Raw genomic sequence first — 12754 nt, 5'->3', positions numbered from 1 at the left:
AAAGAAAAGGTCAGTACAATGAAAAAAATTCTGCTCATCATATTTCCACTCTTTTTGAGTGGATTTTTATTTTCTCAAAAGAAGCCAGTCAAAAAGCCGAAGCCGATTCCGAAATTTAATTATATCGATGAGTTTAAGAAAATTTCAGATGAAATCATGACCAACGGAACTGCGTACGATAATCTTGGCGAATTGACAAAAGGTGTCGGACCTCGTTTCAGCGCAACTCCTGGTTATGCAAAAGCGACCGAATGGGCAGAAAAAAACCTCAAGGAAGCTGGTGCAGAAAACATCTGGAAACAGGAAGTTAGGGTTCCCATCTGGATTAGAGGCAGAGAATCTCTACAGATTAAAGCCGGAAATGGTGAGTGGAAAAACATCCGTATGGTTTCTTTCGGAAATTCTGAAGGTACGGGTGGGAAAGATATGATTTACGATATTCTTTTGGTAAATGATGTTCAGGAGTTGGTTAATCTTACGAGTGCGCAGGTAAAAGATAAAATTATTTTTGTAAACTATCCTATCGACCAAAAATTGATCAGCACGGTAGATTCTTATCTAATTGCTGCTAAATCTAAATTGCTTTCCGCTTCTGTGATTGGTAAAAAAGGAGCAAGAGGTTTGATTATAAGATCACTTACAACTGCTTCAGACGATATTCCTCATGCAAAACAAATCTATTACGAACCAGACGATAAAGTAAAAATTCCGGCTTTAACAATTGGAGTAAAATCTGCAGACGAGTTAGAAAAACTTTTAAAAAAGCAAAACGTAAAAGCAAAACTGAACATGACTGCCGAATCAAAAGGCGAAACCATCAACCATAATATCATTGGAGAAATTCCCGGAAAAAAAGATGCCAAAGTTATTGTTTTAGGTGCTCAACTCGATTCATGGGATTTTGCAGAAGGCGCTCACGATGACGGTTCGGGAGTTGTTCAATGTCTGGAAGTTTTAAGAGCATTTAAAGCTTTAGGTTACGATAATAATCACACCATACGAGTTGTTTTGTATGCGAACAGTGAAAATGGCGGACAAGGAAGAGAAACATACGCAGCGCAGGTTAAAAAGAAAGAAGAAAAACATATCATTGCTTTGGGTTCAGATTCCGGAGGATATTCTCCGAGAGGTTTTTCTCTTGATATGTCACCACAAAGACGCCGTTTGATTTTCCCTTGGAAAGAGTATTTTCTTCCTTACGGAGTTTACGATTTCGACCAAACCTATGCCATTCAGGATATTGCACCATTGAAAAAACTGGATATTCCATTAATGGAACTGGTAGTCGACACCCAAAGATATTTTGATTATCATCATTCGGAAAAAGATACTTTCGACAAAGTCAACAAAAGAGAGTTGCTTTTGGGTGCAGTTGTTATGACGCAGATGGTTTTTATGATTGATAAGAATTGGTAAATTAATTAAAATCAAACCAAATTTTGGCTATATATAAATCTTTTGAAGAAGTAAATAATTATCAAGCTTGTTAATCTCTTTCTATTATATTTTAACATCAAAACAAAATGGAAATCACGCAATTAAATTTAAATTCAGATAAGATAAATAATCAGAAACTTACAAGTATCTATGCTCAATTTGAAGAACTTTTAGAGAAAATTAAGCAAAAGAAAATTTCTGAGCAGACAATAAACTTTATCAACAGAGAAATTGATCAGGCAAATTCAACAGCTCTGAGAGATACAGCTTTGTTTAAATTGTTGAAGGACAAACAAAATATCATTATCAAACATCTGGAAAAAGAATATAAAATTGTTCCCAAAAACTATTATAGAAATCTATGGTTAGCCATTGGCATGACTGCTTTCGGCCTGCCTATCGGAACTTTGTTTGGCATAATTTCAGGAAATATGGGTCTTCTCGCCATCGGTTTACCTATCGGTTTGGGCATTGGAGTTGCAGCTGGAACATCAATGGATAAAAAAGCACTGCAAGAAGGCAGACAGCTTGATATTGAAATAAAATATTAAGTAAATCTATTTCAATTTTATGAAAAAAATTCTAGCAACAGCTATACTACTTCTAAGCCTAAACTTGTTCTCCCAAACCCAGGAAGACTCCATCCAGTTCAGCAGAATTTCAACGGAAATTTTAAATAAGGGGAAAGCGTACAATGAACTCAGAGATTTAACGAAAAACATCGGTCACCGTTTAAGCGGCTCCGAAGCGTATGAAAAATCGGTTCAGTGGGCAGCGCAGAAACTTCGTGATGCCGGAGCAGATAAGGTGTGGCTTCAGGAGGTAATGATCCCGGTTTGGGAAAGAGGTAAAGAATCTTTACAGATTAAAACCGGCAATGGTAAATGGACGAAGCTCAAAATGCTGTCGCTTGGAAATTCTGAAGGTACCAAAGGAAAAGACGTTTTAGGTGAAATCATTATGGTAAAATCTTTTGCTGAATACGAAAAGCTTCCTGCTGAAAAAGTAAAGGATAAGATTATCTTCTTCAACTACCCTTTCAATCAGTCGTATATTGAAACGTTTAAAGGCTACGGCGATGCATCTGCATACCGTTCAACTGCCGCAATGTTGACCGCACAAAAAGGTGGAAAGTTTGCCATCGTGAGATCGTTGTCTTCTGCTTTTGATGACGTTCCCCACACCGGAGCGATGAGATATAAGGACGATTTGGCGAAGATTCCGGCTGTAGCGATTGGAACTACAACAGCTGATGAACTTGAAAGTCTTTTAAAATCACAAAAGATTACCGCAAAACTCAATTCAAACTGTGGGATGAAAGACGAGAAACTCTCCCACTCTGTTATTGGTGAGATCACAGGGCACAAAGATAAAAGTGTGATTGTGGTTGGCGGACATTTAGATTCCTGGGATGTGGGCGAAGGTGCTCATGACGACGGAGCAGGAATTGTTCAAAGTATTGAAGTTTTAAGAACATTTAAAAATTTAGGTATTAAAAATAATCATACCATAAGAGTTGTCTGCTTTGCCAATGAAGAAAACGGAGTAAAAGGCGGACAGCAGTATGGAAAAAGCGTTAAGGAGAAAGGTGAAAAACATCTTTTTGCCTTAGAATCTGATGCGGGCGGATTTTCTCCCCGCGGTGTTGCTTTGGAAATGGATGATGCTAAAAGAAACCAGATTAAAAGCTGGTCGCCTCTTTTTCTGCCTTATGGCGCTTACGACTTTGAAGGCAGATATTCCGGGACAGATATTTATCCGCTGAAAGATATGGGAGTTCCAACAGCCGAACTAGCTCCCGATTCCCAAAGATATTTTGACATTCATCACACCGAAGAAGATACTTTTGAAAAGGTTAACCGAAGAGAATTATTGCTTGGAGCGACGGTCATGACACAGATGATCTATATGATTGATAAGAATTGGTAGATGTAATTGTAGTCATATGAAAACTTTGTATTTTTTAATAATTATTCTTTCAGTTCAATATTTTAATGCTCAAGAGAAAATTTTTGGTGAGTATAAAAACGAGTTTGGTGAAAAATTAATTTTAAATTCAGATCATACATTAGAATATTATTGGAATTTCGATCTTGCATCAAGCTGGAATATTGGTACATGGAAAATTGAAGGTGGTAAGTATATTTATTTAAAGTTAAATGAAATAAAAGATACTTTAAAATCAGAAAACAAAGTTGAAATGGTTTTATCTTCAGATAAAATATCAAATGAGATAACCAATAATGAATATGCATTAAATGTAATTTCTGGTGGTATTCAGAGTCGGAATTTACCTCCAAAAAAACTCTTATTTAAAGACAATAAACTATTTACTTTTTCTAAAACAGGAAAAATTCAAAATAAAAAAATTAAATCACTAATGAGCCCAATTGTTAATTCAAAACCTTGGTTTGAAAAATAATTAGTGTAGAATCATAAAGATTCTCGATACGGTTTTCTTCTAAAACCTACTCGAATTGACAGGGTGTAAACATTTTTCTCAATTCAAATAGTCCTTCTTATCAAGAGTAAAATCCAGAATCTTACCATCTCTTTTTACTTTTACTTTAATCGAGTTAGTATTCTTTTCAACTCTATTTAAAAGATATTCACACGAAGATATTTCATTTAAATTTTCAAAACTTGTTTCATTGATGCTTAAAATTTCATCATCAATTTGAATGGGAAAATCTTTTTGCCGGAAAACCAAAACTACTTTTGCTTTAAGGTTAACAAAACGATATGCAAAACCAAAAGATTGCATTTTTGAAGGAGTATCTATAATGCGGTGCAGATAAATTTTATTATTTTCCCAATCGATGATAAATTTAAATTTCTTTAAAAATTCGTTTCCAAGAAGGCTTGAATTTCCTGTCGTTACAATTTCATTTTGAAATTTATGTTGAGCTAATTCCAGTTCTTTTGGTCTAAAATGATACGAAGAAACCGGTTTACCTGTACCAAAAGCTCCTACAGAATTTACCCCAAAAAACTCTATAGACTTTACAGTTGCATTTTTAGAATTGTATTCACTATCCGAAATCTTTATACTACCAGTAAATCCTGTATCAAAAGTGAGATTGATTTTTTTGTCTAAAATTTTAGATTCTATAATAGGTGTTTTCTGAGACAGCGAGAAAAATTTAAAAACCGTTTCATAATCTTCAATCCGGAAATTTTTCAAATCTGTCGTTGCTTCCAATGTATTTTCAGAATAATTGATTCTCCAAAACAGTTTTGCCATTTGACTTGCACCAATGACACCGTCAATTTTCAGACATCCAAACTCGTGACCTTGAAGATCCATCACCATTGCACCAATATTTTTAAAAACAACCTGATCAATTGTCATTTCGGGCAACTCAGTAAAAATCTGTTCCTGCTTATTTTTCTGTGAATCTCCTACTTTGCTTTTATGCTTTTTCTTAAGATTCATTTCGTTATAAACAGCATAAGAAATTACCGTAGGCGCACCGGTATCAAATAGAAACTGATAAGATTTTCCGTTAATGATTACACTGACTAATGGTAATTCATTCTCAAATTTCAGATTAATTTTTTCTACGGGGCTTTTGAGAACAGCCTCGCCCTTTTCAAAAAACTTTTTCCCCTGTGCAGAAAATGTGGTGATATAGAATATAAAAATGAGAAGTAAACTTTTCTTCATGCTGATAATTTGTACTAAAATAGGGATTTTTTCTAATACTTACTGCCAAACCCCTTTCTAAGAATACTTCGGTGAGTTCCGGACTACCGTTTAGATTTACGATTAACTTGAATCTGCTTTAAAATTTTTAAAAATAAATACTCCACCAATTAAAAATTTTAATATTTTTGAATAACACAAAAAAACAAAATACGATGAAAAAATGCAACATTTCCTTCCCTGAATTTGGGTTTGCCTTAAATGGTAGCCATCTGAGCATAACCGAAATCAGAACACACCAATTCAACATCCAATTTCTTTCCCCGAAAATCGATTCACTTTAAACGGCCGTCAGATGCTTCCCCCGAAAATTGGGTTGCATCAATCGACCATTATTATATCCACACAATTTAAAATAACAATTTAAAACACAAAATTATGAGCACAGCAAAATTGATCCCAATAGATCAGGCAGCACTGCACAACGCAGAATTTGGTCAGTTAATCGTAAGATTCTTTGAAGATTTCAACGGTTCATCTCTGGATGTCAAAGCTGATTTAGATTTTAAAAAGTTGTATGATGCTTTACAATTGCAGATTCCGACGTATAATGCTGCGCTGGATCAGGTGAGAGCAAGTGAAGAATCGAAACAGATTGCAGAATTTGACCGTATGAGGGATCTCGACGTGAAGGCTTTGCGCAATTCTTTAAGACCATATCGAAATTCAAGAATTCAGTCTGAAATTGATGCTCATGCAGTCTTAAATCTGCTTGTATCCGAGTACAAAGACGTAGAAAATGAGTCTTACGAATCTGAAACCAATAAGCTCAATTCATTGGTGGCAAGATTGCAGTCTTCCGACTACACTTCTCATGTAGCAACGATGGGAATTGTGAAATTCATCAATCAGCTCGCAGATTCTAACATGGCTTTCAACGACCTGTTTGCTCAACGGTCTTATAAAACATCGCAAAAAATAGTTTTGGATGTCAAAATTTTAAGAAAATCTCTCGCAGCCGATTACAGAAAAATGACCGGCTACATCGCAGCTCTCGCGTCAGTAAAAGACGATGCATATTACAAAGACATTCTTGCAATCATCAATAACGGAAGAAGTTATTTCTCGAATGTGGTGTTGGCAAGACGAACCGGAAATAAGAGTAATGTGGAGAAGCTTTAAATGAGAACCGCCCGGTGAAGGGCGGTTTTTTACTGACTTTGCGTAAATTTAAAAAAAGATAATAATGAAAATCGAATTATATTTAGATATTATTAATAAATTGAATCCTCTTGAGGAATCAGAGTTCGCCTACAATGTCAACACATGGAGTAAATTGAATTTAGCATTAAAAAGTAATCTAACTGCTTTTGAAAATCAATCTATTAAGAGGAGGATGATAATTGATAGTTTTAAAGATTATTACGATGGTAAAATTCATTTCTCAATTCCTTTTGGACTTACAATGATTTGGGGATTTGCAGATACTGGTTACGGTACATATAGGACTAACAGCTTCTACGATTCTCCGGAAAAACATTCACTTATTGAAAATTCATTTAAATTTGTTTTAAACAATAATATTGAGAATGCATACAAAGAGTTGCAGAAAATTAAGGGGCTAAATATTAGTTACATTTCAAAACTTCTGTATTTTTCAAGCAAGGCATGTAGTTACGACAATTATTGTTTAATCTACGATATACGAGTTGCAAAATCATTGGTAAAATTAACTTGCCCAGCAGAGATTTATGAGATTTTAGACATTAAGCCATCTAACAAATATATACATTATAACAAGTACAATTCATTAATTCATAAAATTTCAAACGAAAATATGGTTTCTCCAGAAGCTTTAGAAATGTTTCTATTTAAGCAAGAATTTTAAACAATGCTAGCCATCTTAACAAAAAAAAGCGACTCTCACGAATCGCTTTTTCAGTTTATATCTTATCCAAAATCTTCTTTGGAAGAATCTTCTTCAGCTGAGATTTATATTCTTTCTCGGCTAATATAAGCTTCCATGATTTTCTATCTTTCGAAATAACAACCGCTTTCATGGGTGCATTGATGATATAAGAACCTTCTTTGGCATTATACTTCACACTACCCTTGCCATATTTTGCAATCAACATTTCTCCGATCTTATTTTTCATCTCATCACTCATGGAGCTAACGTCACCTTTAAGTTTTAAATAATAACTGGTCAAAGAAAAATATTCGCCATCGATGAGTTCGGGTTTTCCTACGGAGGCAAATTTCATATCCTGCACATCAATCTTTACAAATGGATTATTGTACGTCATATTCAGAAGCTGGGTAACCTGATCTTTAGGAACGACTGTGAAAAATTTAGGATAGATACAGCCGACGGTCTGGTCTAATTTCTTGTATTTAATCGTGTTGGCGAAATAAACTACAGACTTTCTGATTGCCTGATCATCGGTAATCACCTTTGTCTGAGCAAAAGAAATGTAAGAAAATATAATGAATGCTAATGTAAGAAATCTTGTCTTGTACATCATGATTTTTAAAGATTGATTGATAAATTTTACCCTGTAATAAGGCTTTCAAATATATGTAATTTTAAAACTTTAATTCTCATAATTCTTATGCTCTAAATCTATTTTTATACCATCCTCTATCCGATTTATATCTGTAATTTTGCAGGCAGTTATTTTTAAGAATGAAAACATTATTACGTTATTTAAAACCTCACAAGTGGTTGATGATTTTGTCATTGGTTTTGGCGACCATCAATCAGGTTTTTTCTTTATTTAGTCCGGCAATTACGGGAAACATTCTCGATCAGTTGGTGACGCATCCCAATCATTTTGATAAAGAAAAGGTTGTATCCAGAAGCTTAGATGAATATTTATACGGAACCGATATTTACCACGGAGCATTTTACTTTTTAGGATTACTGATAGGAACTGCAATGATCAGCAGAATTGCTAAAGCTTTTCAGGATTATGTGGTGAATGTGATTACCCAAAAGTTTGGAGCTAATATTTTCACTGACGGATTGCAGCATTCGATGGCATTGCCTTATCAGGAATTTGAAGACCAGCGAAGTGGTGAAACGCTTTCAATTCTGACGAAAGTAAGAGAAGATTCTGTGAAGTTCATTACCAATTTCATTAATATCTTTTTTGGAATTTTGGTGAGTATTATTTTCGTTTCTGTGTATGCCATTCGTCTCCACTGGTCAATTATGCCGGTGTATGTGGTGGGAATTTTCCTGATTGCTTTTATTACGAATTTGCTGAGTAAAAGGATTAAAAACATTCAGAAAACAATCGTTACTGAAACTACAGGTTTGGCAGGAAGCACAACAGAAAGTCTTCGTAATATAGAGATTGTTAAAAGTTTAGGTTTAACGAAACAGGAAGTAAAACGTCTGAATAACAACACCTACAAAATCTTAGGGCTTGAACTTAAAAAGGTGAAAAGCATCCGTTCTTTAAGTTTTATTCAGGGGACGATGGTGAATTTTCTACAGCAGTTGATTACCCTTACTTTATTGTATTTAATATTTAAAAATATTGTTACTCCGGGGCAATATTTATCATTGATGTTCTACGGGTTTTTTATTTTTGGACCAATGCAGGAAATCGGAAATATCATTATCTCCTATCGTGAAGCTGAAGCATCGCTGCATAACTTCGATAATTTAATGAAAAAGCAGGTGGAGGAAAAACCACATACTCCTAAACAGATTGGTGCGGTTCAGAAATTAGAGTTTAATCATGTAGCTTTTCAGCATCAAAGTGCTTCTTATAAAGCTTTGAATGATATTTCATTTGAAGTAAAAAATGGAGAAACCATCGCATTTGTCGGCCCAAGTGGTTCAGGAAAAAGTACCTTGGTAAAATTATTAGTCGGATTATACAGACCCAAAGAAGGATCAATTTTTTATAATGGAATTAATGGGAAAGAATTTGATTTTGATGAATTGAGAAATCAGATTGGTTTTGTAACGCAGGACACACAGCTTTTTGCGGGAACAATCAAAGAAAATTTATTGTTCGTAAACCCCAATGCTACCGATGGAGATCTAGATTTAGCTTTAAATAAATCAAGTGCTAAAACATTAATTGAAAGAGCGGAAAACGGAATTGACACCGTCATCGGCGAAGGCGGACTGAAACTGAGTGGTGGTGAAAAACAGAGAATTGCCATTGCCAGAGCTCTATTGAGAAAACCTAATTTATTGATTTTTGATGAAGCAACTTCCGCTTTAGACAGCATCACCGAAGAGGAAATCACTTCAACCATCAAAGAAATTTCTGAAGAAAAAGAGCAAATTACTGTATTGATTGCCCACCGATTGAGCACAATTATGCACGCAGACAGAATTTATGTTTTGGAGCGTGGGAAAGTAATTGAAACAGGATCACATGAGAATCTTCTGGATTTAAAAGGATTGTATTATGCGATGTGGAGACAGCAGATTGGGGAAAGAAAGGTGATTAAACCTGGTGTTTAATATTTAAACTAATATGATATATAGCGTTCCTACGGAACGCTTTTTTTTGCAATTAAAAATTCTCAACAAAAAAGCCGTCTCTTGCGAGACGGCTTTCCTATTTTATATCAATTCGATTAAGGAACTTTTACCAATTCCACATCGAAGATTAACCATGCATTTGCTGGGATAACTCCTCCTGCACCTCTTTCTCCGTAAGCCATTGCCGGCGGAATCAAAAGTGTAGCAGTTTCTCCTTCTTTTAACAAAAGAATTCCTTCGTCCCAGCCTTTGATTACTCTTCCTGTTCCTACAGGAAATTCAAGAGGCTCACCTCTTTTGAAAGATGAATCAAACTCAGTTCCGTCAACTAGTTTACCTGCATAATGTACAGAAATATTATCACCAGCCTTGGGAGCTTTACCTTCAGTTTTCTTAGTGATTTTATAGTAAAGACCAGATTCAGTTACCTGCATTCCTGCTTTTGCATCATCAACCATTTTCTGCTGATTTGCTTTGAACTCTTCTTCTTTTTTCTTCTTTTCGGCCTCTTCCTTAGCGATGAAAGCTTTGTTGTTTTCAGCGATTTTAGCTTTACCTTCAGTGAAAGTTTTTGCAGCATCATAACCTTTGTACTCATCGCCTTTGCTGAAAATGCTTACTTTCTCAAGTACGATATCCGTTTTTGGTTTATCCTGAGCACCTTTTTCAACAGCAGCAATTGCATCAATCACATCGTCACCTTTTACAACTTCTCCGAAAATCGTGTGTCTACCGTCTAACCAAGGAGTAGCGATTTCTGTAATGAAGAACTGAGAACCGTTAGTGTTTGGTCCTGAGTTAGCCATTGACAAAATACCTTTTCCTGTATGTTTAAGGTCGTTTTTCTCGTCTTCAAATTTGTATCCTGGATCTCCCATTCCTGTTCCCTGAGGATCTCCTCCTTGGATCATGAAATCTTTAATTACTCTGTGGAAGATAGTTCCGTCATAGAAAGGAACACCTTTTGCTTTCGCTTTGTTATCAATTTTACCTTCTGCAAGACCAACAAAGTTAGCCACAGTCACTGGTGATTTTTTGTCTTCAAACTTTACAATCAAGTTACCTTTTGTAGTTTGTAGATTAGCATAAAGTCCGTCTTTAAGCCCTTCGTAAGTTTCTTTGTCTACGTTCATTTTCTTATAAATTGGTGTACAACTTAGCAGCGAAACACTTGCTGCTGCCAGAATTATATTTTTGTTAAACAATTTCATTCTATAGAACTTTTAATTTTATAATTAAAGGAATATCGTTATCTATTTTATTTTCGTCTCCGAAAGTTCCGTACGCTAATGTTGATGGTACAAGAAGCGTTACTTCTTCGCCGTCATTCATATATCTCAATGCATTTTCTACCGCTTTCAACTCGTCAAAATGCCCGAATCTCGCATCGTTTCTCTGAATAGATTTGTCATAAATTTTAGTCTGATCAAAATCATACAGATCATAAGAATACGAAATCGGAGAATCATCCGGTCTTCTTTGTCTTTTGTCAAAACCTTCTACGGTCGTCCAGTAATTAAGCTGAGTAGGATAAAATTTAATATCCTGACCATTCACCCAATCCTGAATCTGCTGTCTTTCTAAAGTATTCAGATTTTTCATTCTGTTTCTGGAAACATCAAGATCACTCTGGCTCAATACACCACCCACCGGAGGATGCACCTGTGGAGTATTTCTTTTACAGCTTAAAAGTCCTAATACGGAGATGAGAAGTATTTTTTTCATAAAACTTTTGCGAAAATACGCATTTCGGGAATGATTAACAAAACTTGAGGAATTTATTAAAATAAAGTTTGAATATTTCTTTGAAATTTTAAAATGTCGAATGTTTTTAAATATCAAAAATAAATGTGAACTAATAAAAACATTCTTTGCTTCTCGCTGATTTTGTAGATTACATAGATCAATGCGCTTGAAAAAAAATCTGCTAAATCGGGTTTGATCTGCGAGCGAATAAATTTAAACTTTAAATTAAAAACAAAAAAAGCCAAGAAAAATCTTGGCTGATATAATATAAAATTGATTGAAATTAAGCTGTTTCTAAAACATCTTTTTCAACCAAAACTCTCCATCCGAAAGGATCTTCTGAGTGGTTGGTTTGTAAATTAACTAAATCATTTTTAAGTGTTACTGCAAAGCTTTCTTCGTCTGAAAGTCTTGGTAATTCTAACTTATCACCGTTGTAGCCTAAAGCCTGGAAAACTGTAGTAACAACCGCTGTACCTACTCCCCACACTTCTTTTAAAGTTCCATTTTTCTGAGCTTCAACAACATCTTTTACTTTAATAGGTTCTACTTTTATTTCAAGACCTCTTTTCTTAGCCAACTGAATGAAACTGTCTCTGGTAACTCCGTCTAAGATTTTTTCCGAAGTAGGAGGCGTAAAAATCGTATCGTTGATTCTTACGAAAACATTCATCGTTCCGCTTTCTTCGAAGTATTCGTGAGTAGCATCATCTGTCCAGATTATTTGATCATAACCTTCTTCAATCGCCAGCTGAGTCGGGTAGAAAGAAGCAGCGTAGTTTCCTGCTGCTTTTGCTGAACCTACTCCACCGCTTGCTGCTCTTGAGTAATGATCAGAAATTTTCACAGATACAGGTTCTGTATAGTACATTTTTGCAGGTGTTGCCACAATTGCAAACATATATTTATTCGCAACTCTTGCTTTTAAAGCTTCTTCTGTAGCAAAAATTAGCGGTCTTATATATAAAGAATTACCTTCACCTTGAGGGATCCATTCTCTATCGATATTTACTAATGCTTTAAGACCATCCAAAAATATTTCTTCAGTAACTTCCGGCATTGCAAGACGTTTTGCAGATTTATTGATACGCTCAAAATTCTTTTCGGGCCTGAAAAGGAAAACCTGTCCGTCGTTGTCTTTGTAAGCTTTCATACCTTCAAAGCAAGCCTGTCCGTAATTTACCCCCATCATTGCAGGCGTAAACAGCAAAGGACCGTAAGGAACCAATTTCACATCGCCCCATTTACCGTCTTCATATTCACAGATAATCATGTGATCACTGAAAGTATTTCCAAACGAAAAATTATTGGGATCGAAAGTAGAAATTCTAGAGTTTTCTGTTTTTTGAATTATCATTTCTTAAAATTTTTATGATGTTCTACAAATTTAACATAATTTTTCAAATATAAAAATT

Annotated in this window: 12 protein-coding genes; 7 read left to right on the top strand and 5 right to left on the bottom strand. The window is 35.0% G+C overall.

Going from position 1 to position 12754, the window contains the following annotated elements:
* Window positions 1-18 precede the first annotated feature (18 nt).
* The 4 genes from LNP04_RS01415 to LNP04_RS01400 all read left to right on the top strand — a co-directional run bounded on the left by LNP04_RS01415 (window position 19) and on the right by LNP04_RS01400 (window position 3859).
* Entirely contained in the window at window positions 19-1416 is a 1398-nt protein-coding gene (locus tag LNP04_RS01415) for a M28 family peptidase (protein ID WP_229984811.1), read from the top strand.
* Between the two features lie 107 nt (window positions 1417-1523).
* A complete protein-coding gene (locus LNP04_RS01410) occupies window positions 1524-1988 on the top strand; it encodes a hypothetical protein (RefSeq protein WP_229984810.1) in 465 nt (154 codons plus the stop codon).
* Between the two features lie 19 nt (window positions 1989-2007).
* Window positions 2008-3366 carry a M20/M25/M40 family metallo-hydrolase gene (locus tag LNP04_RS01405; protein WP_229984809.1) on the top strand — a complete coding sequence of 453 codons (1359 nt, stop codon included), beginning with the start codon at window positions 2008-2010 and terminating at the stop codon, window positions 3364-3366.
* 16 nt (window positions 3367-3382) lie between these two features.
* Window positions 3383-3859, top strand: coding sequence for a hypothetical protein (locus LNP04_RS01400; RefSeq protein WP_229984808.1), 477 nt, complete (start codon window positions 3383-3385; stop codon window positions 3857-3859).
* 78 nt (window positions 3860-3937) lie between these two features.
* Here the strand turns inward: LNP04_RS01400 and LNP04_RS01395 are convergent, their stop codons facing one another.
* Window positions 3938-5104 (bottom strand): aspartyl protease family protein, encoded by a 1167-nt coding sequence (locus LNP04_RS01395; protein WP_229984807.1) that lies wholly within the window; start codon window positions 5102-5104, stop codon window positions 3938-3940.
* 417 nt (window positions 5105-5521) lie between these two features.
* Between LNP04_RS01395 and LNP04_RS01390 the strand changes: the two genes are divergently transcribed.
* Both LNP04_RS01390 and LNP04_RS01385 read left to right on the top strand, forming a co-directional pair.
* Window positions 5522-6265 (top strand): DUF6261 family protein, encoded by a 744-nt coding sequence (locus LNP04_RS01390; protein ID WP_229984806.1) that lies wholly within the window; start codon window positions 5522-5524, stop codon window positions 6263-6265.
* Window positions 6266-6329: 64 nt separating this feature from the next.
* Window positions 6330-6971, top strand: coding sequence for a hypothetical protein (locus tag LNP04_RS01385; protein WP_229984805.1), 642 nt, complete (start codon window positions 6330-6332; stop codon window positions 6969-6971).
* A gap of 55 nt (window positions 6972-7026) precedes the next feature.
* Here LNP04_RS01385 and LNP04_RS01380 read toward each other — a convergent pair whose 3' ends face one another.
* On the bottom strand, window positions 7027-7608 hold the full coding sequence (locus LNP04_RS01380) for a hypothetical protein (protein ID WP_229984804.1): 582 nt from the start codon (window positions 7606-7608) through the stop codon (window positions 7027-7029).
* Between the two features lie 161 nt (window positions 7609-7769).
* Here LNP04_RS01380 and LNP04_RS01375 point away from each other — a divergent pair, with 161 nt between their 5' ends.
* Window positions 7770-9572, top strand: coding sequence for an ABC transporter ATP-binding protein (locus LNP04_RS01375; protein WP_229984803.1), 1803 nt, complete (start codon window positions 7770-7772; stop codon window positions 9570-9572).
* 116 nt (window positions 9573-9688) lie between these two features.
* Here LNP04_RS01375 and LNP04_RS01370 read toward each other — a convergent pair whose 3' ends face one another.
* The 3 genes from LNP04_RS01370 to LNP04_RS01360 form a co-directional block, all read right to left on the bottom strand.
* Complete coding sequence (locus LNP04_RS01370; RefSeq protein ID WP_229986331.1) at window positions 9689-10726, bottom strand: peptidylprolyl isomerase; 1038 nt, start codon at window positions 10724-10726, stop codon at window positions 9689-9691.
* 79 nt (window positions 10727-10805) lie between these two features.
* Window positions 10806-11318, bottom strand: a complete 513-nt coding sequence (locus LNP04_RS01365; protein WP_229984802.1) for an FKBP-type peptidyl-prolyl cis-trans isomerase — start codon at window positions 11316-11318, stop codon at window positions 10806-10808.
* A 304-nt stretch (window positions 11319-11622) separates the two neighbouring features.
* A complete protein-coding gene (locus LNP04_RS01360) occupies window positions 11623-12696 on the bottom strand; it encodes a branched-chain amino acid aminotransferase (RefSeq protein WP_229984801.1) in 1074 nt (357 codons plus the stop codon).
* Between the last annotated feature and the right edge of the window lie 58 nt (window positions 12697-12754).

This window comes from Chryseobacterium sp. C-71 (assembly GCF_020911865.1).
Classification (GTDB): Bacteria; Bacteroidota; Bacteroidia; order Flavobacteriales; family Weeksellaceae; genus Chryseobacterium.
This window is presented reverse-complemented; position numbering and strand designations above follow the sequence as displayed.